Source organism: Ruegeria sp. CDSA221, assembly GCF_059611825.1.
In genome coordinates this window covers 78,229-98,224 of the sequence record NZ_JBXWPK010000011.1, presented here as the reverse complement: position 1 = coordinate 98,224, position 19,996 = coordinate 78,229, and the positions used below count along the sequence as shown (strand labels likewise).

Annotated in this window: 20 protein-coding genes; 13 read left to right on the top strand and 7 right to left on the bottom strand. The window is 54.9% G+C overall.

Features of this window, described 5'->3' with window-relative positions:
- The first annotated feature begins 97 nt into the window (after window positions 1-97).
- Entirely contained in the window at window positions 98-1,132 is a 1,035-nt protein-coding gene (locus AC2FJ5_RS16055) for a LacI family DNA-binding transcriptional regulator (protein WP_496793998.1), read from the top strand.
- Window positions 1,133-1,443: 311 nt separating this feature from the next.
- On the opposite strand, the gene AC2FJ5_RS16050 is transcribed toward AC2FJ5_RS16055, so the two are convergent.
- Window positions 1,444-2,361, bottom strand: a complete 918-nt coding sequence (locus tag AC2FJ5_RS16050) for a LysR substrate-binding domain-containing protein (protein ID WP_496694422.1) — start codon at window positions 2,359-2,361, stop codon at window positions 1,444-1,446.
- Between the two features lie 51 nt (window positions 2,362-2,412).
- On the opposite strand from AC2FJ5_RS16050, the gene AC2FJ5_RS16045 reads away from it, so the two are divergent.
- A complete protein-coding gene (locus AC2FJ5_RS16045) occupies window positions 2,413-3,327 on the top strand; it encodes an NAD(P)-dependent oxidoreductase (protein WP_271950532.1) in 915 nt (304 codons plus the stop codon).
- Window positions 3,328-3,464: 137 nt separating this feature from the next.
- Here the strand turns inward: AC2FJ5_RS16045 and AC2FJ5_RS16040 are convergent, their stop codons facing one another.
- The gene (locus tag AC2FJ5_RS16040; RefSeq protein ID WP_281973422.1) at window positions 3,465-3,794 is read right to left on the bottom strand and encodes an arsenate reductase family protein; all 330 of its coding nucleotides are present in this window, start codon (window positions 3,792-3,794) and stop codon (window positions 3,465-3,467) included.
- A 310-nt stretch (window positions 3,795-4,104) separates the two neighbouring features.
- Between AC2FJ5_RS16040 and AC2FJ5_RS16035 the strand changes: the two genes are divergently transcribed.
- Together AC2FJ5_RS16035 and AC2FJ5_RS16030 are read left to right on the top strand one after the other, a co-directional pair.
- Window positions 4,105-4,407 (top strand): SH3 domain-containing protein, encoded by a 303-nt coding sequence (locus tag AC2FJ5_RS16035; protein WP_142637291.1) that lies wholly within the window; start codon window positions 4,105-4,107, stop codon window positions 4,405-4,407.
- Between the two features lie 380 nt (window positions 4,408-4,787).
- Entirely contained in the window at window positions 4,788-5,078 is a 291-nt protein-coding gene (locus AC2FJ5_RS16030; protein WP_496793996.1) for a hypothetical protein, read from the top strand.
- A gap of 126 nt (window positions 5,079-5,204) precedes the next feature.
- Here AC2FJ5_RS16030 and AC2FJ5_RS16025 read toward each other — a convergent pair whose 3' ends face one another.
- Entirely contained in the window at window positions 5,205-6,050 is an 846-nt protein-coding gene (locus AC2FJ5_RS16025; RefSeq protein ID WP_496793995.1) for a LysR family transcriptional regulator, read from the bottom strand.
- A gap of 99 nt (window positions 6,051-6,149) precedes the next feature.
- Between AC2FJ5_RS16025 and AC2FJ5_RS16020 the strand changes: the two genes are divergently transcribed.
- From AC2FJ5_RS16020 to AC2FJ5_RS15995, 6 genes are all read left to right on the top strand, one after another.
- Window positions 6,150-7,079 carry an NAD(P)-dependent oxidoreductase gene (locus tag AC2FJ5_RS16020; protein WP_496793994.1) on the top strand — a complete coding sequence of 310 codons (930 nt, stop codon included), beginning with the start codon at window positions 6,150-6,152 and terminating at the stop codon, window positions 7,077-7,079.
- 750 nt (window positions 7,080-7,829) lie between these two features.
- Window positions 7,830-8,216 carry a PaaI family thioesterase gene (locus tag AC2FJ5_RS16015; protein WP_496793993.1) on the top strand — a complete coding sequence of 129 codons (387 nt, stop codon included), beginning with the start codon at window positions 7,830-7,832 and terminating at the stop codon, window positions 8,214-8,216.
- Between the two features lie 34 nt (window positions 8,217-8,250).
- The gene (locus AC2FJ5_RS16010; protein ID WP_496793991.1) at window positions 8,251-8,664 is read left to right on the top strand and encodes a winged helix-turn-helix transcriptional regulator; all 414 of its coding nucleotides are present in this window, start codon (window positions 8,251-8,253) and stop codon (window positions 8,662-8,664) included.
- Window position 8,665: 1 nt separating this feature from the next.
- Entirely contained in the window at window positions 8,666-9,511 is an 846-nt protein-coding gene (locus AC2FJ5_RS16005; protein WP_496793990.1) for an alpha/beta fold hydrolase, read from the top strand.
- A gap of 30 nt (window positions 9,512-9,541) precedes the next feature.
- Window positions 9,542-10,042 (top strand): GFA family protein, encoded by a 501-nt coding sequence (locus AC2FJ5_RS16000; RefSeq protein WP_496793989.1) that lies wholly within the window; start codon window positions 9,542-9,544, stop codon window positions 10,040-10,042.
- Window positions 10,043-10,131: 89 nt separating this feature from the next.
- Window positions 10,132-10,995: an MBL fold metallo-hydrolase gene (locus AC2FJ5_RS15995; protein WP_496793987.1), complete on the top strand. Its 864-nt coding sequence runs from the start codon at window positions 10,132-10,134 to the stop codon at window positions 10,993-10,995.
- 346 nt (window positions 10,996-11,341) lie between these two features.
- On the opposite strand, the gene AC2FJ5_RS15990 is transcribed toward AC2FJ5_RS15995, so the two are convergent.
- The 4 genes from AC2FJ5_RS15990 to AC2FJ5_RS15975 form a co-directional block, all read right to left on the bottom strand.
- Window positions 11,342-12,016, bottom strand: coding sequence for an IS6 family transposase (locus AC2FJ5_RS15990; RefSeq protein WP_496794025.1), 675 nt, complete (start codon window positions 12,014-12,016; stop codon window positions 11,342-11,344).
- Window positions 12,017-12,381: 365 nt separating this feature from the next.
- The gene (locus AC2FJ5_RS15985; protein ID WP_496793986.1) at window positions 12,382-13,389 is read right to left on the bottom strand and encodes a TniQ family protein; all 1,008 of its coding nucleotides are present in this window, start codon (window positions 13,387-13,389) and stop codon (window positions 12,382-12,384) included.
- Entirely contained in the window at window positions 13,382-14,257 is an 876-nt protein-coding gene (locus AC2FJ5_RS15980) for a TniB family NTP-binding protein (protein WP_496793985.1), read from the bottom strand. The genes AC2FJ5_RS15985 and AC2FJ5_RS15980 overlap by 8 nt, the downstream gene beginning before the upstream one ends.
- Before the next feature lie 4 nt (window positions 14,258-14,261).
- Window positions 14,262-15,881 carry a transposase gene (locus tag AC2FJ5_RS15975; RefSeq protein WP_496793983.1) on the bottom strand — a complete coding sequence of 540 codons (1,620 nt, stop codon included), beginning with the start codon at window positions 15,879-15,881 and terminating at the stop codon, window positions 14,262-14,264.
- Window positions 15,882-16,038: 157 nt separating this feature from the next.
- Here AC2FJ5_RS15975 and AC2FJ5_RS15970 point away from each other — a divergent pair, with 157 nt between their 5' ends.
- From AC2FJ5_RS15970 to repB, 3 genes are all read left to right on the top strand, one after another.
- Window positions 16,039-17,094, top strand: a complete 1,056-nt coding sequence (locus tag AC2FJ5_RS15970; protein ID WP_496793982.1) for a tyrosine-type recombinase/integrase — start codon at window positions 16,039-16,041, stop codon at window positions 17,092-17,094.
- A gap of 542 nt (window positions 17,095-17,636) precedes the next feature.
- Window positions 17,637-18,839, top strand: coding sequence for a plasmid partitioning protein RepA (repA, locus tag AC2FJ5_RS15965; RefSeq protein WP_496791561.1), 1,203 nt, complete (start codon window positions 17,637-17,639; stop codon window positions 18,837-18,839).
- A gap of 1 nt (window position 18,840) precedes the next feature.
- On the top strand, window positions 18,841-19,815 hold the full coding sequence (gene repB / locus AC2FJ5_RS15960) for a plasmid partitioning protein RepB (RefSeq protein WP_496793980.1): 975 nt from the start codon (window positions 18,841-18,843) through the stop codon (window positions 19,813-19,815).
- Window positions 19,816-19,996 lie beyond the last annotated feature (181 nt).

Genomic DNA, 19,996 nt, shown 5'->3' with positions numbered 1-19,996 from the left:
CAAGGAATATCGGGCATCAGTTCAATCATGATGCAAAATGATGTACACATTTGGAAATTATTACTAATAGTGATGCAAAATGATGTGGAGGTAGGCCGTGGATTCAGAACCACTGATCCCAAAACATGCACGAGTCGCAGATATCGCACGCCTTGCCGGGGTTGGGACAGCCACTGTCGACCGCGTCCTGAATGGTCGCGGTAATGTGCGCGATTCAACGCGGCAGCGCGTCATTCAGGCGAAAGCCGCGATTGAAACCGGCACACCTGTGGTCGACCGAAACAGACCCTGGCGGTTGAAAATATTTTTACCAGGTAAAGCCGGCCCTTCCACCGAATATCTTGCCCAGTGTTTTCAGGAATTCGGCGCCAGGGGGAACGCAACGATTGAATGCGTCTTTACCACCAAAATGGAGCCGGGTGCGTTGGCACGCAAACTACGCGCTTGTGAAGGACAAGGTATAGATGCCGTCGCCTTCCAGGCACTGGAAGATCAACGCGTGCGCGATGCGGTCGACCACTTGAAGATCCGCGGAATTCCGTGCCTGTCCCTGATTTCTAGCCTCGCGAATTCGGCCGTCATTGGATTTGTCGGAACAGACTCGCGCGCCGCCGGACGTACCGCTGGATTGCTTATGGGTCGCCTGTGTCAGTCAGCCGGATTGGTCGCAATCATCTCGGGCGGTCAATATTACAGAAGCCACGAAAATCGCGAAATGGGTTTTCGCGCGGTGGTCCGCAAAGAGTTTCCACACCTGCAATTGGCTGATACGATTTCGGGTCAAGATGACATCGAAGGAAACTATAACGCCACCTGTACCTTCATCGAGGAACATCCCGACTTGTTGGGGATCTACAGTGTCGGCGGTGGCAATGAAGGGATCGTTAGGGCCCTGCAAGCTAATGGCGTCGCTGGCGAAGTCAAATTGATCGGCCACAATCTGACGGCGAAGACGCAGGCATATCTGCTTGAGGGCAGTATGCACTATACGCTGCATCAGAACATGCGTCGGGCCGCGGAATTGGCTGTCCAGGTGATGATCGCGGAACTGGAGCACCAAAAACCTATAATTCCTATTCTTCCAATAGAAATTATCACCCGAGAGAACATTCTTGGTACAACTTTCGGTTAGAACATTGCGATGCAAGAGCAGGCTTCATCCGAGCAGTACCCGGCGCGGCACTAAAGTTTCTCAGTGACTACTACCCCTGAGCTCTGGCTGCCATGCACAGTTTTCCTCTTGGCATTTATGACAAGGTGTTGGAAGCGACCGATGCCGCCCGCATCTTAGAATCGACAAACGGCCCACACCGGACCTTCGCCCCTGCCATTAACGCAGCGGTGCGGCATCCACAGAGCGGACCTTCAGTCGTAGCGCAGCATTGTCGGGTCGTTACCTTGTAAGTCAGTCCCTATTTGACTCTAACCGGTGCTCTTTATCGTCTACAACAGGTGAGCGGGCGGCCATCGGAACAGGCTTTTCTCATATTCGGTAATTGATTTTGAAAGCCACTGTATGAACAGTTTTGCCACTGGCCGAACCGGACCAGACAGCGTGACAAGGTAATAGCCGATCCGTGGTATTGGATCATCAAACAGCGCCACGAGTTGTCCTGACTTCAACTCGTCAGAGACAAAGGCCGGTACTGTCGCCCCGATACCGTCACCTCGGCGGATGCCATCCAACAGCATGTTGCCCGGCATGCGGATCACTTTCCGTTCCGCTTCGGGCGGGATGCCAGCCTTTTCCAGCCACAGATCAAACTCGACCGACGCCTGTTCCTGAAGAAGTGTGAAATCAAGCAATTCTACAGGGTTTTTGAGCACCCTGTTTCCGATCAGTTCGCGGGACGCGACGACCGTCAGACAACCAGGTAACAGCATTTGCGAGACAAGCCCTGGCCAGCGACCTGTTCCGTATCGGACGGCCATATCAATTCCGCCCGGCTTGAGATCGACAGCCTGGATCGTTGAATCGATCCTCAATTCGATATGGGGGAATTCGTCAATGAACGTCGACAGTCGCGGCATGAGGAACGCGCTTGAAAACATCGGAGTCGCGCTGACCACCAACGGTCGAACCGACTCTGCACTCGTCACCCTCTCGGTCACAGAGGCCATTTCAGCGAAGGCTTCAAGCAAACCAGCCGACAGGAATTCGCCTTGCGATGTCAGAGAAATACCGTGCCGGGTACGAGTGATAAGCCGGGTGCCGAGTTGTTGTTCTAGCCCGCGGATTTGCTGGCTGACTGCGGAATGGGTCACGTTCAGTGCCTCTGCCGCCCGGGTCAGATTTTGAAACTCGGCGGCGGCGGCGAAAGCTCTGAGAGATGTCAACGAGGGAAGCGTGCGCCAATCCATAAGTTAGACCATCTAACAATATAGAAAAATTTACAACTATGTCATCTCCCCATGCCGGCGCATGCTGGTGCTGGAACTCATTGGCGGACACAGGAGGCTAAGATCATGAAACTTGCTGTATTGGGACTGGGCAACATGGGGTCAGCGCTGGCGCATTGCCTGCTCAAGTCAGGTCACGATGTCAGCGTTTGGAACCGCACGCCGGAAAAGGCAGAGGTTTTCGCTGAGGTTGGCGCCACCATCTGCTCCTCACCGAATGATGCCATCGCGGCGTCTGATTTTGTCATCATTTGTATCAAGAGCCACACGGAAACAGTTGAACTAGTCAACGGGCTGAGTCTTTCGCTAGAGGGTAAGACTATCTGCGACATGAGCACAGGCGATACCTCGGATGCCGATAGACTGGTCGCCATCCTGGAGAAACAGGGGGCTGGCTACATGCTTGGCATGATCAATGCCTACCCTTCTGGCATTGGCGGTGACGAAACCACAATCCTGACGGTCGGCAGTGCCGGTACCTGGGACCGTTATGGCAGCGTCATCGGAAACTTGGGTGGAAAGTCCGCCCATGTTGGAGAGAAGCCAGCGGCGCTTGCCGCGCTCTTCGCCGGCCTCTTCACGGTTCGGCAGGGGTTTATGTTCGGAATGATATACGGTGCACTTGTTTGTCAGAAAGCGGGCATCCCGATGCAAGTTTATGCCGACCAACTTCCTGCCACGATCAAATTGGTCAAGGACTACCATGATCTCTTTGCCAGAACCGTTCCGACCGAGGACTACGACAATGCAGAAGCCTCTCTGAAGGTTTACGCGATGGCGCAAGAGGATGCGTTGAAGACCTATCTCTCACTTAAGGCTCCCGCTGATTTCATCCGGTTGATGCATGACCGAACCAAGACGGCTTGGGACGATGGCCATGGCGACAGACAGCTGACCTCACTGGTCCAGCATATGACCGATGCCTGATGCAAAAAGGCTCTCCGCCCATTGCAGACGTTCTGCAGCTACCACGATCTACCGAACGGCACTCCGAGAGCGGGCATTCGGCCCTGTGCAGCATTTCAGCGGGTTTCGTTAAGCTAATTATGCATTTTTTTAAAAACTCAGCTCTGTAGCAAAGCGACTTGAATCGTCTCATCCCAGCCAAGATACAACACATCCCGATCGCGTATTACCGGGCGCGCCATCACCTTGGGTTGGGCCGAAATCTGTGCCTCTACTTCCGAATTTTTTAGCCAGTCATTAAGCGCTCGGTAATCGTTCGATTTTCGGTCCACCAGCAAGTCCCCGAATTCTGCAATCAGCTCAGCCAGCTCCGCTTCGGTCAGAGGTTCCGCCCTGACATCGCGGAAAGTGACTTCCTTGCCTTCTGCCTCCAACGCCTTTCGGGCCTTCTGGCAAATCGCGCAGGTGTTCAATCCATAGATCATCATGTCGCGGTCTCTTTTGCAGCCATCTCGCAACCTCACGCATCAACCCCTCCAACGCAACCATTTGATCTGGCATAGCTGCCCACATGTATCCCACGCTACGAACATTGTTCGTCGTTCCTTGAGGTTTCTGGATCAACCCATTCCAGTAAATTGCCTGACAATCGAGATACTGCGTTGCGGCCCTTCGAACCGGGCGTGGCAGTCATAGCCACCAGACTTTGGCCAATTTGCGCATTCCTGTCTTAGGGTTATTCCTCTTGGTGAGCTGAATCGCTACGATTGTAGATGAGGCAACAAGCAGGATAACGCGATGCGCAGTGCAATCTTCTTACCCGTAGCGGCGATGTTCCTGGGGGCCACAATATACGCTGCACCAGCAACGGCCGCCTCACTCGGACGATACGAGGTTTTTGGCGTCGAAGACGGTGACATGCTGAAAATGCGTGGTGGACCCGGAACAGGCTACAATGTGATTGTTGGTCTGCCAAATGGAACCGCCTTACGAGTTCACAGTTGCGAGCAAACCGGTGGCACCCGTTGGTGCCGCGTTTCTTTGGTGCGTGCGCGTGGGCTCAAAGGGTATGTCTCCTGGGCATATTTGCGAAAAATTTGATACAATGGCGATCAGCATTGCCATGTTAACAGCGACCTTGAAATGTCGATGGAAATTGCCCTTTCTGTTCAATTGGCATCGTTCAACATGGGCTTAAAACTGACCTATGGGCCGCAGAGGGGTTGGCCCGTTACACTCCTTGGAAATTAGCGATAATTGCTGACGTTGGTGCGGCAATTCGACGACGCCTTGCATCAAGCGACCTACAGCAATTTACGGATAGCGCGGCATTACTTCTGATGGAGCCAATTGCGGCCACACGAAGAATGCTTCCCGCAACAGCCCCGAGGTATTAAAGTAAGAATGAAAAATCTGTTGCTGCCTGAATGTGCATGAGGCAGGCCAACTGCCCTCACCTCCTAAGCTTTAGGACAGACTTGATGTCAACCGAGACCGCATCCAGCCCTTCATCCTCGACTGCCGACAGTGCAAAGAGCGCAAGCCCCAAGAAGCTTGGGCATTTTGCTATAACGCTGCTGGTGGTCAGCGCCATGTTTGGCGGAGGAGTATTCAATATCCCGCAGAATATGGCTCAATCTGCGGCACCTGGGGCAATCTTGGTTGCGTGGATGATCTCGGGCCTGGGCATCTTCTTTCTCGCCCGCAGTTTTCAGGTCCTGGCCGATATTCGTCCCGAAATGACTAGTCATATGGCTTGCCGCACAGGTTGATTAGCGGCCATTTGTGCGACTTGCAGCATCCGGTATTTTGGGCTCGCAGCCGACCTTCGAGGCAGCGCAGCTTAGGGTCATGGCGACGTCACCGTCAGGGCCAGCACTGATTGTTAGAATGGCAAGTCAGAAAGCGCTTATCACCAGTTCCTTGATTTGAAGGGCTGCGCTGGACAGACCCTTATCGCGTTCTACAATTTGAATGCAAGTCCTTGGCAAGTTAGGGAGCCGGTAACTCTTGGAAAGCGGGCGCAGCTCAACAGGAATGGTCCCCAATGCCATGACGGTAATAGCGGTTTCCGCGGCGGCGGCGCTCTGAATAACCTGCCCGCTGGGGCTGACCAAAGCTTCACGGAACGCTATGCCTTGCTCAGCAAGACATTTCTTGGCCGCGGCGCGGAACGCACAGCCCTCAGGAAAGAAGGCAATAGGCCAGGGCGTTCCCTCTCCATGTCGGAAGCCAGGGGCGGCTACCCATTTCAACTCAGGTTCGGCCAGCACATGCGCCCCGGGTTTGGTCTCTGGTAGTGTCACCACTGCCAGATCCAGATTGCGGGCTTCAACCTGCTGGCACAGGTTTCGACTGAGCCCAGTAACAATGCTCAACTCGATGCCGGGATAAATTTGCTGTACGCGCTTCAGAAGATTGGCCAACATCGGTAAAACATAGTCCTCGGCAATCCCCAGTCGCACATTGCCTGACACCTGCCCTTTGCGAGCCCGGTTCAGGAAGTTGTCGTGCTCGTCTACCACTCGCTGGGCATGGGGCAACAACTCGGTGCCGCCGGGGGTGAGGACAACACTGTGATAGCCGCGTTCAAACAATGTAACGCCCAACAGCCCTTCGAGCTGACGAATGCGTTGCGACATGGTCGCCTGCGAGTATCCCAAGCGACTGGCCGCGTTGGAAAAGCTGCGTTCAGTGGCAACTGAGAGAAAAGACCGCAGAAGTTTCGTATCGATGTCATACATGAAGTATTGGATATTCCAATATCATTGATTGGTCAAAATTGTTTTACTGATGATACATCGCACCCGTAGAAAGCTACCGACATAAGGAAGGATTCTATCATGAAAGTCGGCTTCATCGGTCTTGGAACCATGGGCGGTAACGCTGCCAAGAACATCATCCGTGCGGGTTTTGAAACCTATGTTTTTGATCTGCGTCGTGAGGCGGCCGAGCATCACATCGCCATGGGTGCAACTTGGGCCGATAGCCCGAAAGCTATGATCGATCAGGTTGACTGCGTCGTTTCAATGGTCTTTGGCCCTCCGCATTGCGAGGCGGTTCTGAAAGGCGAGAACGGCCTGATCCACGGGGACTGCGCCGGCAAGATCTGGATCGATCTAACCACCTCGTCGCCCGGTTTCATGCGCGAATTGACTAAGGATTTCGTCGCCAAGGGCGGCAAGCCGGTGGATGCGCCAGTGACCGGTTCTGTGGACGCGGCCATTCGTGGTGACATGCCCATGTTCGTCGGCGGTGAAGACGCTTATGTCGAAGAGGCCCGCCCGGTGATTGAAGCTATGGGCGAAGTCCGAAAGGTCGGTCAATATGGCAACGGTTACGTCGCCAAGTTGGTCAACAACCAGCTTTGGAAGATCCATGCCGCTGCCATTGGTGAAGCCATGGTGACCGCCAAGCTGGCCGGGATCGACCCCGATGTCTGGTGGGACGTGATGAAAGGCGGCGCGGCCGACAGCTTTGTCATGCAGCACGATGTGCCGTCGATCTTTGCAGGCCATTATGATCCGTCCTTCCCGTTGAAACTCTGCTTGAAGGATCTGGCGCTGATCAAGGAACTGATGGACGCCACCGGCACTCGCTCCGAGCTGACCGATGCCTGCCACGACCGGTTCAAGGAAGCGGGTGAACGCTATGGCGTGGATGCTGGCGAGATGACCGTCTGCAAGCTAATCGAGGAAGACGCTGGCGTCACGCTGCAGATCGAAGGCGATTGGGTTGCTCCGTGGGAAGTGCCCCACGACGCCGTGGCCTAGAAAGAAACGCGAAGCCACGTCAACGACATGGCTACCTCAATCCACTAGCAAAACCGGGCACGGGGATCACTTTAATTTCATCGGATGATAAGCGAGTGTAGGTCAGCAAGGCGTTGACGATGTGGAGACCCGGCCCAAAGCGGACATTGACCGGCGGAATCCATCGCCGCGGTGCGGCCCGTCGAAGGAGACATTCGCTGCGCTTGCTCACTCTCAAGTGTCGCAGACGTTCGGACCACGGACCATTGATGACGTTTGCTGCATCTGCAGTTTAGTTTGCACAGGACGTTTGCCTTGCACACTACATAGCGCAAACCTCTTTCGATAAAATGCCAACCAAAGCCTGAATCTATTAGTGGCTGTCGCTCACATCAGTGCATGAATGCCAGGCCTATTTGCTTAGCCGTGAATTCATATGCGCAGATTGCCGAATTATCCTTTTCACAAACAATTTTGGAGAATTGAAATGAGAGTTCTAATCGCAGGTGCAAATGGACTGATCGGAAGCGCAATCGCCGACCGGTTCTCTACCAAACATGCAATCATCCGGGCCGGGCAAACCGGTGGCGATGTTTAGGTTGATCTTGGATTAAAGGTTTCAGTTGAAGCAATGTCGTGGGTGTAGCTTAGTTCGGATATTCGCCCTCTCCATTCTGTCATTTTAAATCTTGGAACTTGCAAAACACAAGTGTTCGTCGTATATCCAGAGCCTTGCAAAACGCAAGTTTCGATACAAAGGAGCTGGAGAGTATGTCTCACCAAACTGCCAATCTGAATGGATCGGTCGAATTTGACGTTTCGTTCGTTGCAGAAGGTGTAGCGACGGGCCTCATGCCGATCCAAGATGGAATCCGAAACCCATTCGGGACTGTGCACGCAGGTGCGATGATCTGGTTCGCGGATGTCGTGGCGACCACGCTGGCGCTTCAGGGCGAACACACAACGCCTGGCATGAAGGGTTTCCCTTTGGCCATCACCCTTAACGCCAATATTTTGTCCAACAGCCGGGAAGGCGCACTTCAAGCAAAGGCCGTATTTGTGAAGAAGGGTCGAACCGTTTCGACAGTGCGCACAACAGTCTCCTCCGATGATGGCAAGACATTGCTCGACCTGACCACTACTCATATTGCGTCATAACGTGCAGCCGCAGGAACAGTCAGGGGGAATGTCAATGAAACAAGGCAATCGTTCGAGGTGCCCCATCAACCTTTCACTGGAAATCTGGGGGGACAAATGGACCCTTCTCATCATCAGGGACATGATGTTCGTGGGAAAACGCACCTACGGCGATTTTCTGAAGTCTGAGGAAGGGATATCGACGAATATCCTCGCAGACCGGCTCAAGATGCTGACCGAAAAGGGCATCATCGAACAGTCTAACTCGACCCAAACCAGATCAGGCTCTGCCTACAGGCTCACCCCGAAAGGGATCGGTCTGCTCCCAATCATGGCAGAAATCTACATATGGTCGGATGCGCATTTGGATCTCACTGACGAGCTGCGCAACCGCATCCAGGACATCAAGAGTGATAGGGCTGCTTTCATTGCGGCCGTCACCGAAACCCTCTCCAGGGACAACCCATAGAATGCACGCGCAAACATCCCGCTATGTCGATGCCGAAACCCAATTTGTTTCTGTAAACGGTACCAAGTTCGCATATCGGACCATCGGTCCTAAATCAGGTGCCCCAATCGTGATGTTCAATCATCTTGCGGGCACAATTGACGGTTGGGACCCAGCGGTCGTTGACGGGCTGGCGACGCAGCACCAGGTTTTCACTTTCGATAATCGCGGTATTGGTGGCTCCGAAGGCGTCACCCCGAAAACGGTCGCGGGCATGGCGGATGATGGCACTTCCTTCATCAAGGCACTGGGGCTCAAACAAGTCCACATGCTTGGGTTCTCTCTTGGTGGCGCCGTCGTTCAGGACATCGTCTTCAAAGAGCCCGAGCTCGCTAAAAAAATCATTTTGGGTGGTATCGGTCCAAGGGGAGGTATTGGCATCCGCAACATTCCGAGTCAGGCCTATCGCAATCAACTGCGCAGCATTGTGACGTTCACCGATATTCGAGTTTTCTTGTTTTTTACTCGTACCGAAAACGGCAAGCGCGCGGCGCGCAGATTCCTTTCTCGCTTGAGCGAAAAGAAAACCGGACGGGTCAAAACGGTATCAGTAAGGTCGTTTCGCGCTCAGCTTGCGGCCATCGCGGAATATGCAAGCAGCGCACCGCCCGATCTCAGCCGGATTACCATGCCGACATTCGTCGCGAATGGCGAACATGACATCATGGTTCCCAGTGTGAACTCTGCGCATCTGATGCTCGGCATCCCGAACGCGCGTTTATCGCTCTACAAGGACGCGGGTCACGGCGGGATCTTCCAGTATCACGAGCAGTTCGTGAAAGAATCTCTGGAGTTCCTGAACGAATGAAGATGCCAGGGCTTGTTGTGCGGGGCGATTGTGACGTCCTCAATTGATCTCAACTTTTCTCCACGCAGAGGTTTTGGCGGATGCCATTGCGGGAACGTACGTTACGCCATTGAAGGCGCCCCGTTGTTCCGTGCGTTCTGCCATTGCGAGACGTGTCAGGCTTACAATAAGGCCGACAATGCGGACATCATCGTGATGCGCTCCGAGAGCGTTACACTGCAAGTTCAGGCCGAAATCGACTTTCAGTTTCACCAAAGACCACCGCTTGTTAATCGGGGCAATTGTTCGGTCTGTAGTGGCGTGGCTGTTGAGAAAATCAGCTTTCCACTGTTTCCGAAGTTGATCGCTATCCCTGTACAAACGCTGGAGTCTCAGGATCGCGCACCGGCGCCCGCGTTCCACATGTTCTGTCACCGGCGCGTCAGCGAGATCGAAGACAACCTACCCAAGTATTCCGGATACCTCAGCAGCCAATGGGCATTTACTTCGGCGGTCTTGAGGGGTCTTCGAAGGACTCGGGCATCCATCTGAATTGGCAGGTCAGGAACGACAATCCTGCTCTGGGCGATTGAGCATAGGTGTACAGCGAACCAACAGATCACATACAGAAGGAGCCGAACATGAAAAAGCAACTTGCAATCGAAACCTTTGACATCCCTACATACGCCTTGAACATGCCTTCCCAACTAGAGGCACCTGAAGGTGGTTGGACATGGCCGTATTCGACCGCAACGCTCCTTTCTGGGGAAGAAGAAGCTGTTCTTATCGATGCTGCCCCCACTATTAAAGACTCCGAGCGCTTGGTTGATTGGATAAAAGCTTCGGGCAAGCGACTGCGCACAATCTACATCACTCACGGTCACTTTGATCACTACATTGGTGCCTCAATAGTTCTGGAGCATTTCCCTGAAGCATCCCTTATCGCTACTAAATCAACGATAGAATTCATTGAAGAAGAGAAGGAAACGGGGCGCGATCGCGCTATTTGGGCATCGCTCTTTTCGGAAGATATCGTACAGACGATTGTTGTACCTGAGCTTACCAACGGAACTCTTGACATCGAAGGTCACAAGATCACTGCTGTTGAAGTCGGCCAATCAGACATAACGCGATCAAGCTACGTGCATGTTCCCAGCCTTGGGGCAATAATCGTAGGGGACATTGCCTACAATCAGGTACACCCGACCTTGATTGATAGTGATCATGACAAGCGTTCGGCCTGGATTCAAACGCTCTCAGATTTGCTTGATCTGAAGCCGCAGATCGTCGTGGCATCTCACCGGACCCCGGATTCAGCGAACGACATCCACGCCATAGAAGAAACGATCGCCTATTTACGTCAGGCCAATCACTTCTTGGCTGAGAAGCCCTCAACCACTGAATTCATTGCTAAAATGATGGCTGCGTTTCCGTCACACAATAACCTATCTACGCTCTTTGTCGGTGCTGCCTCTCTAAGGTTAGATGAAGCCTCTGGTGGTTGATGATTGAGGGTTTCACCCTCCTCCGATCGGCTTAGTCATGAAAGCTGAACGATCCGGCATTTCATGTAAGCTGGACGTTCTCATACTCCTACGGAGCGGCGACGCGGGCGCCCCACTAAAGTACTTGCGATTATGATCGACTGCGCGTCCGTCTCTCGATGCCGCGCCTCTTTTTGGCCTCGAAATCCATCGAGTTTCAGGAACTAAGAAACCAGACGTTCGCTACTCTTTGGCTAAGAATCGGATTGGGCTCTTTCCAGACCTCGGATGCACCGCTGTATCTGACTCGTTGAGGTTGTGTCGCAAACTTTTGGAACGGCCAGAGGCGGCGATTTACTGGACACATCTATCCTGCGATCTCAGCAAACATCCGAAAGCCCGAGGTAGCAGTGCTAGAGAATTGCTGCTTCCGGATCATGTTGGCTACCTCAATGCCATCCAATGTGGTTGAGGCGGATTCGAACGACTTAAACCCACACATGTGCCGAACACGCCGCTTTATGAAACGAGGATCCTGTTCGATCATGTTGTTCAGATACTTGGACCTGATTGTCTGTATTTTGGCTGGGCACCCAAATCGCCTCAGAATTCTGTTCACTTCTCGAATACCGGCCGCGTTTGCTCCACTTTTGTCGATGACGATCTTGCTCGGGATTCCATTTGACGACAGCGCTTTGGCAAAGAACCTTGCTGCAGCTGAACGATTCCTTCGCTCAGACAGCATGAAATCAAGGGTGTTTCCTGCTTTGTTGACAGCTCGATAGAGATATATCCATTTGCCGCGAACACGTATGTAGGTCTCGTCCATTCTCCAGGACTTCTGTTTTGGGCGTTTCTTCGATTGCGCTCGCGCGGCGACCAAGGGTGAGAATTTTACAACCCATCTGTTGAGAGTAGCGTGGTTAACCTGCACACCGCGCTCAGCCATGATCTCTTCCAAATTACGATATGACACCGTGTACCGCAGATAGAAATACACAGCGTACAAAACCGCATCCTTGGGGAAATGGCAGCCCTTCAGTAGAGATCATGTTGAAACCTGTTCAAAATCTATTCGACGGGAACAAACGTCAGATCACGCATATTCGTCAAATGGACCTCAGAGTTTGCGACACATCCGCGAAGTTTAAACAAGGCGACAGAGCGACTTACGTAACCGGTCAAATTCCAACTTATTGCAAGACTTCTATTCGCCTTGCGCGCAAAATTGGGCATTTTTGATCGCTACATTTCCAACTTTCTAGATTCGCTGTTACATTTGATAAGTACCGCTTATCAAGAATAATTGATTATCAGCAGAATCCGGCGTAAATTGGTGCCCATTGTCGGTTTTCCTTAACCACTGGACTCGCGACGGCATTGGTCCAAAACCCGTAGACTCCTGCCCTACCCGACACCCTGTTTCCGAAGAATCTGATCTGCCTGTCGCCGCAGCGCTTTTGCTGTGACCGGTTGGCCTTGAGCCGTCAAATCTGTGCGGGCTTGCGCAAGGGCCTCCGCCACGCGGTCCTTCAGCCCGTCGAGAACAGAGACCGGCTGCGGAGGTTTTGGTGTCACCATAGCTGTGTGCGCCGGTGCGACACGCACCTTACCCTTGGTCGGAGCCGCCTCGCGCGCCGCCAAGACCGGCATATCGGCCAGCACAACGTTTTGTTCCGAGGCCGCGATTGCACAGGCTTCCAAGGCCGCCCGCCAGTCTCGAACAGATGTGCCTGCCGCAAGGTGATGTCCGTATTGCCCGGCCAGTTGCCCCAGCGCGGCCCAATCCAGAGCCCCCGTCATCGCCCGGACCCGTGTCCGATCAGGGTCCGACACGATCTTCACGATACGCCGATGGATCGAGGCCAGGCACGCCATTGCCCTGGGATCGACCGGATCAACCGGGGTGACGCGGTAGGGCGTGGCACAGCGGGCACAACAGGTAAGTGGCAGGCCGGTCACAGGCAAGGGCTCCTGGCAGTGGCTGCACGCCCGCTCAAGCCACACGTGATGCGTCAGGCACACCGGACCGCCCATGCGCCAGTGCAGCGGCCATAGCGGCGTGGCCGTGGCCAGGCACAGGGGACAAAAGCGCCGGGTGCCATCTAACAGCCGGAACGGCCCGATCCGCCATGGAGCAGCTGTGACCCGAAGCCGATCCGCAAGCCTGGGCGCCTCCTCGACCCACGGCAACACCATCGCAGATAACCGCGCGACATCGATGCCAGTGCACCGGGCCAGCGCCTCCAGATGGGCGTGATCGGGTCGATCGCTATCCGCGAGGCCGTTTTGCTGGCCCATCCACCACCACATGCGCCGTTCCGTCCCAAAATACAGCGCCTCCAGCTGACTCAACCAGCCCGAAAGGCTTTCTCCGGCCCGAGGCGTAGGGACAAATGGCAATTTGTCAGGCAAGGGCCTGCCATCCCCCCGCAGCTGCGGCTTCGAGACCCTGTAACGTAATACGCTCTTCACCCCCGACCGCTGCTGCCGCAGCCGTCGTCAGCAGATGAAATACATCCCCCGTGATACCGCCCGAAAGGGCCACAAGCGCCCGCATCACAGCCCTGTCCTGCACCGGGCTTGGGGCGCGCAACGGCATTGCAGCCACGATGCTGCACACCAGATCCGCAAATGCCTCATTATCTCGCCAGACCCGCAGGCCATGCTTGTCAAACCGGCTGTCGACCTGGGTATCCAGCTTCAGAACATGCAGGGAGGCATCGGTGCCGAAGGCGATCACGGGCATTTCAAGCTCGTTGGCCAGAAACTTGATCAGGTTCAGCAGCGCCTGAACATCCCGAACCCCTGATGCCCCCACATGCTGGAACTCATCCAGCAGAAGCGCCGCCGGCTGCAGGTGCCGCAACAGCCGAATGGCGGCAATCTCGATCTGGTCCAGCGTGTCCCGCGGGCGCGCAGGGGCGCCCAGCCGGTCCAGAAGATGTGCGTAAAACCGCCGCTCATCGGGTCGGGCCGGCAGTTGCATCGATACCAGCGGATGCGGCCTGTCGCTGCCCGGCACGGCAAAGCCGTCCGCATGATCCCGTTCCAGTTTGCGCCGGATCAGGGTTTTGCCCATGCCGGACGGGCCATGGATCAACAGCGAGCGCATTCGTGACACCCTGGGCCGCTGCAGCAACTCCTCGACCCGCCGCACCGTCTGCATTGCCAGCGGGTAGCTCACCCAACGATCAGACCGGATAATCCGCCTGCGCTCCGCGTCGCCCAGAGCCGCCAGCGGGCGTATTGCGGGTGGTAAATGCGTGAAAGATGCTTTCATGTCCTCACCAGAGTTCGGAATCGTAGATTTTTGGCACATAATCCGTGTCTGGCACCTCAGCTTCAGCACCGGTTTCTGGTGCGTTCAGCCCCTCATGCGCATCAGTTCGGCGCTGCTCAGCCCGCCGCGCCGCCCGGCTCTTCCCGGCGGCAGCCGCCACCAGATGGCGGCCCGCTTCAATGGCGTCGAACACAGCGGCCTCATTTGCCGTCCCCTGCCCCGCCTCGCGCAACGCAGCAAGGGCCGCCCGGTGCTCCCAAAGGGTGATCGGCGGGCGATCCGCATGTTTGGTGGTTAACCGTTCCAACCGCCCCTCCGGCGTCTGAAGCCAGACACAGGACAGATCCCGGGGATCGTAGCGCACCGGCAGTTTGCCGGGCTTTGACGCCGCCCAGACCGCCATGTCCGGATGCCAATAAGCGATATTGAACAGCTGCAGCCCATCGCGGCGCGGCGTGCGGTATGCAAAGGGCAGGAAATCGAGCAACAACCGGTCCGAATCTTTCGGAGTTCTGGGCACCCACCCTGTAGCCTCGGCCGCTCTCCAGGCACTCAACGGCGTGCGTCCAAGCGCCGTATGTACCCGGTTGTGGTAGACACCGGTGATCCGGCCGGCGAGCCAGGTTTCCAGCTCAGCGCGCGTCATGACGGCCCGGGCTTCGCTGTCATACCCCCCCTTTTCGACCGGGTTGGAGAACGTCGTGCCCGGCAACAGATGGCATTCGGTCATCAATGTGCCCATCAAACGCTCGATATGGCCACCCCACCAGGGCGCACCCGGCGGGCGAAAATCCAGCGCCATACCGTATTGTTCACACCCCCGTTTCAGTGCAACAGCCCGAAACTCTGCCGCATTGTCGAGCTTGATCGTGTCAAAAAGCCCTGTACAGGGCCAAATATGCGCGAGATTGCGCCCTGCAAGCCACTCCGCCTTGTCTCCAACGGCCTGTGCAATGGCCAGTGCGACCGACAGGCGCGATGGCGGGTCCAGAGAGACAACAAATCCCAGCACCATGCGGGTGGCAACATCCAGGACCAACGTCAGCCAGGGTCGGCCGATCGGTTTGCGACGAACGTCATCGACCAGCTGGACATCAACAAGCGTGTGATCAATCTGCACGACACTGAGGGGCATAGTGGCCTGGAGAGACCCTTTGGACGGCCCGACCTTTGACTGAGCAGCCCTATACCCCTCCCGTGCCCGCGTCAGTTTGACCTGATTCAGGCGTAAAGCACGGGATCTGACCGCCTTCAAACTCGGTGACTTCAAACCCTGCGCCCGGCAGAGCCTCGAAATCTCCCGGTGTACGGCAGACAGGACCGGCTTTTGTCGCGACGCATAAAACCGGTCCAGTTGATCGGTGATGATGACCTCAACCGCATCCGAGAGCAAACGATGCCCCTTTGGGCGACCACCTTTTGCGGGGACCAGCGACACCGTCCGGGGATCTTCCGAATATCTGTTCAGCAGCCGGTACACCCAGGCCACGGAGAGGTTCAGCCGTCGGGCCGCCCGTGCAACCTCGGCCCGGTTGCCCCGTCGCTGACTCAGGGGGCGGATTTCCCGCTCACGCCGCACGGCCTCCACCCAACGGGCTTCGTCAATCGCCTCAACACCACCCATTCGTCTCCGCCGCGCTGAAATCTGACATTTTGTAAACAAGTATTGGCACAAATCCAGCGCGAGTCTACACTTAAAGGACCAGCACAGCACAAGGCCAACCATGAAAAATGGTCAAAACAAGCAAGAGCAGTCTACAGGTTTGGGAAAATCGACACCCATGAAGCCCCCTGCCCCATATCTCCCTACCGCCGCCCCTGCCCTGTCCGCAGCGGATCAAGAGGCGCTCACTGATCTGTATGTGCGCGGCACACCGGAGAACACTTTACGAGCCTATGAGCGCGATCTGTTGTATATCACCGCCTGGAAATCCGCACGCTTTGGCACGGCGCTGGACTGGCCGGAATCCGAAGCCACCGCCCTCGCCTTCATACTTGATCACGCGCGTGACCTAAGTGACGCACTGGAAACGGATGTTGCCCGTGAAACCGCCGAAGCGCTGATCGCACAAAGGTTGCGCAGATCCCTCATCTGCCCGGCTCCCTCGACACTGGACCGCCGTATCGCCTCCTGGCTGGCCTTCCACCGGATGAAGAACCTCACCAGCCCCTTTGGTGCGCCACAGGTCAAACAGGCCCGGGCCAAGGCGCGCCGGGCGGCAGCCCGCCCCCCTGCCCCGAAATCGCAACACCCGATCACCCGCGACGTGCTGGAACAGCTGCTCGCCACCTGCCGCGGTTCACGTCGGGACTGCCGCGACCGGGCTTTGCTGATGCTGGGCTGGGCCTCGGGCGGGCGCCGTCGCTCGGAACTCACCGGATTGATGTGTGAAGACGTGTCGCTGAAGGAATTCGGCGACAAAGGCCTCATCTGGCTGTCCCTGCTGGAGACCAAGACCACCCGCAAAGGTGAGACACCACGGTTGGTGCTCAAAGGGCGCGCCGCGCAGGCGCTGGTGCACTGGATTGAAGTCGGGAAGATCAGCGACGGTTCCCTCTTTCGCCCGATCTCCAAGGCCGACCGTGTGCTGAAACGGCGCCTGTCCCCCGATGCGATCTATCAGATCGTCAAACACCGACTGAGGCTTGCAGGTTTACCCGAGGGCTTCGCTTCGCCGCATGGATTGCGCTCGGGGTTTCTGACTCAGGCCGCTTTGGACGGTGCCCCGATCCAGGCCGCCATGCGCCTGTCTCTGCATCGCTCCATGGCCCAGGCGCAGACATATTACGATGACGTTGATATAGCCGAGAACCCGGCAACAGATTTGTTGGGGTAAAGTCGACACCGCTTCAATTGAACCGCAGTGCCGCCATTTGTTGTTCCGCCGCTTCCCTCTCCCTGAAGATCATCGCCCAAAAAGTTGCAACAGCGACGATCGTCAGCCAAGAAACTCGGCAATCAAATGCCTGCCGCCCTACCCTAACTAGCTGGAAAAGCTGTCGCCTGATAGCAGGCGCAACCAACGTACGGACGCCACGTCGATTTACTGTATTGCGCAATATCTGAAGCAGTCGAACTTCAAATTGAGTAAGTCGTGAATGCACATTCACACCCGAGATTGACTGTCGATTCGTTTCGGAAGACAAATTTCTCGAAATCAAACAGCCCGGAAAAGAGCGGGATCCGAGGCCAAATTCTGAGCGGTAATTTGCATTCCCCAATCGCCTCTTGAGTGCTCGATGGCAACCTGAGTTAACAGCTGTTAACTTCGGGGCGCTTGTGTTGGCTGCAAAACGATCCACAAGTTATTGATTTTTCTCTTGACATGAATCGGAATACGAGTGCCTAAATATACCCAAGTTGCGCAACCAAACAAAAATGAGCAGGAAAACTGCAACTATGCTACAGACCACACCCATTGCTGCGACGACGCAGTCTCACGTTACACGTGAAATCTCTGATCGTCTACAAGTTGCACTGACGACTCACTTAACTCAGGCATATTCTCCCGAGCTGTCAAAAACCCTCCGCCTCTTTAGTGCGACAGAAGTGGCAGACCTATTTGGTACAACCGGTCAGTTCCTTAGAAAAGGTCACGCTGAAGGCTCACTTCCCGAGCCGAGCGTAAACAAAAACGGTCGGCGCTTTTATTCCGGGTCCGAAATCTTAGCAATGCGGCAGATCCTTGAGGGCAGCTCCAGAAAACCTGGTAAATACCTTCCTGGCCGTCGCGACGACGACCGGCTTCAGGTCATTCAACTTATGAACTTCAAAGGTGGCTCAGCGAAGTCCACTTCGGCCATTCACTTATGTCATTATCTTGCACTTCAAGGCTATCGCGTTCTAGCAATCGACCTTGACCCCCAAGGTAGCTTGACTGGGTTCTGCGGCATTCAACCCGAAATTGAATTTGACGGCAATTCTATCTACGACGCATTGCGTTATGAGGATCCAGTCTCAATGCGCGAGTGCATTCGGACCACATACTTTCCTGGACTGGATCTCTCCCCCGCCCAACTAATCCTATCAGAGTTCGAGACAGAAACCGCTGTGTACGCACGAAAGGGTATTCCTTTCTACAATCGGCTCGCCAGCGCGATTGAGTCTGTCGAAGCAAACTATGATGTAATCATCGTCGATAGCCCTCCTTCTCTGGGCTTTTTGACACTTGCCGGTTTGTTTGCTGCGACGTCTGTGATGGTTCCATTAACGCCAAGCATGTTGGATGTAGCCTCCACCCAGCAGTTTCTCGAAATGACTTCGGCTTACCTGGAAGAATTTGAGAACTCCGGGATTCCTATTGTTCACGACAATTTCCGCTTTCTCATAACCAGAGACGATCCATCTGATACACCTTCCCAACAGATTGTCAGCCTAATGCGTGCATTGTTTCAGGATCGGGTAATTGGCGCGACTGCGCTGAGAAGCACGGCTATCGCCGACGCCGCGATGCTGAAAATGACAATGTACGAAGTTGTTCGATCGGAAATGACGCGATCGACCTATGACCGTGCCCGATCAAGCATGGATGCCGTCGGACATGAAGTTTCAAACATGATTCAAACCGCGTGGGGCCGTTGAAATGGCACTTAAACAAAACAAAACCAGCATGGCAGCGGCGATTGCTGCGGCAGCCGGAAACCCGCCTATTCCACCTGCAAATACGGAACGTGCAAATGCAGCACTTCCTCGCGGCACGATTGCATCAGTCCGTGTTGGAGCCGGAGGCATCCAGGACATCGATACCTCGCTTATTTTGCCCTGGGGCCCAAAAGACAGGCTTGGTATCGAGTTAACACCTGTTAACTCAGAAGCCGAACCGTACGTCGATTCAGCCGTTTTTGAGCTGGCCGAAAGCATCAAGGAGGCAGGCGGTCAGCAGGTTCCGGTCCTCCTGCGCCCTTCAGAGGAAGTTGATGGTCATTTCGAAGTAATTTACGGTCGCCGTCGTATCTTGGCCTGTCAGCATCTAAACCAGCCAGTACGCGCGCTGGTGCGAACGCTTGATGACAAGGAGGCGCTTCAAGCGAAAGGTCTGGAGAACTCTTCGCGTGTTGATCTCAGCTATTATGAGAGGGCTCGGTTCGCCCGCGAAATTCTCAACCAAGGATATGACCGTTCGGAAGCGATCACAGCACTGGCGATATCCAAGAATACGCTGTCGCAATTGGAGCGAGTCACCAACGACATTCCTGACGATCTCGGGGATATGATTGGGCCGGCGCCGAAGTCTGGCCGCCCGAAGTGGACTGCTCTCGCTGAAGCATTGCGAAAGAAAGTAATAACAGCGGATAGGGCAAAAAGGTTTCTAGATAAGCTCAATACATCTGATTCCGACGATCGATTGAACGGGCTCCTAGGTAGCTTGACCCACAAGGAAGCAGCACAGGAAATTCATCCGGCACCTGACGTTGTCATCAAGACCAACAGTTCAGCGGTGAACATGACGATCAAAAGATCAGGGGAGAATGAAGCTTATGCACGTTGGCTTGAGGAAAACCTTGGTCAAATTATTGAGAAATCCTACGAGCGTTTCAAAGAAGGCGCCGAGGAATAAGCGAGTTAACAGGTGTTAACTCTACATGAGGCAATGAGCAAAAGGAGAAAAGCAAAAAAGAAACCCCCGAAACCTAAGGCTCCGAGGGCTGAAAACCAACTAGTGGTTATAGATTTGACACCTAAACCCTAACAGCCCGCGAATCACGAGACAACAAAAAACGCCTCTGGGTGAACAGGTT

What these genes read in the sequence shown, in the direction of transcription:
- repB (WP_496793980.1), top strand. Translation starts at nt 18,841, where the DNA reads ATGGCACTTAAACAAAACAAAACCAGCATGGCAGCGGCGATTGCTGCG.
- AC2FJ5_RS16025 (WP_496793995.1), bottom strand. Translation starts at nt 6,050, where the DNA reads ATGTATGACATCGATACGAAACTTCTGCGGTCTTTTCTCTCAGTTGCC.
- repA (WP_496791561.1), top strand. Translation starts at nt 17,637, where the DNA reads ATGAGCAGGAAAACTGCAACTATGCTACAGACCACACCCATTGCTGCG.
- AC2FJ5_RS16045 (WP_271950532.1), top strand. Translation starts at nt 2,413, where the DNA reads ATGCCGGCGCATGCTGGTGCTGGAACTCATTGGCGGACACAGGAGGCT.
- AC2FJ5_RS15980 (WP_496793985.1), bottom strand. Translation starts at nt 14,257, where the DNA reads ATGAAAGCATCTTTCACGCATTTACCACCCGCAATACGCCCGCTGGCG.
- AC2FJ5_RS16020 (WP_496793994.1), top strand. Translation starts at nt 6,150, where the DNA reads ATGAAAGTCGGCTTCATCGGTCTTGGAACCATGGGCGGTAACGCTGCC.
- AC2FJ5_RS16005 (WP_496793990.1), top strand. Translation starts at nt 8,666, where the DNA reads ATGCACGCGCAAACATCCCGCTATGTCGATGCCGAAACCCAATTTGTT.
- AC2FJ5_RS16015 (WP_496793993.1), top strand. Translation starts at nt 7,830, where the DNA reads ATGTCTCACCAAACTGCCAATCTGAATGGATCGGTCGAATTTGACGTT.
- AC2FJ5_RS15995 (WP_496793987.1), top strand. Translation starts at nt 10,132, where the DNA reads ATGAAAAAGCAACTTGCAATCGAAACCTTTGACATCCCTACATACGCC.
- AC2FJ5_RS16050 (WP_496694422.1), bottom strand. Translation starts at nt 2,361, where the DNA reads ATGGATTGGCGCACGCTTCCCTCGTTGACATCTCTCAGAGCTTTCGCC.
- AC2FJ5_RS16040 (WP_281973422.1), bottom strand. Translation starts at nt 3,794, where the DNA reads ATGATGATCTATGGATTGAACACCTGCGCGATTTGCCAGAAGGCCCGA.
- AC2FJ5_RS16010 (WP_496793991.1), top strand. Translation starts at nt 8,251, where the DNA reads ATGAAACAAGGCAATCGTTCGAGGTGCCCCATCAACCTTTCACTGGAA.
- AC2FJ5_RS16035 (WP_142637291.1), top strand. Translation starts at nt 4,105, where the DNA reads ATGCGCAGTGCAATCTTCTTACCCGTAGCGGCGATGTTCCTGGGGGCC.
- AC2FJ5_RS16030 (WP_496793996.1), top strand. Translation starts at nt 4,788, where the DNA reads ATGTCAACCGAGACCGCATCCAGCCCTTCATCCTCGACTGCCGACAGT.
- AC2FJ5_RS15970 (WP_496793982.1), top strand. Translation starts at nt 16,039, where the DNA reads ATGAAGCCCCCTGCCCCATATCTCCCTACCGCCGCCCCTGCCCTGTCC.
- AC2FJ5_RS15975 (WP_496793983.1), bottom strand. Translation starts at nt 15,881, where the DNA reads ATGGGTGGTGTTGAGGCGATTGACGAAGCCCGTTGGGTGGAGGCCGTG.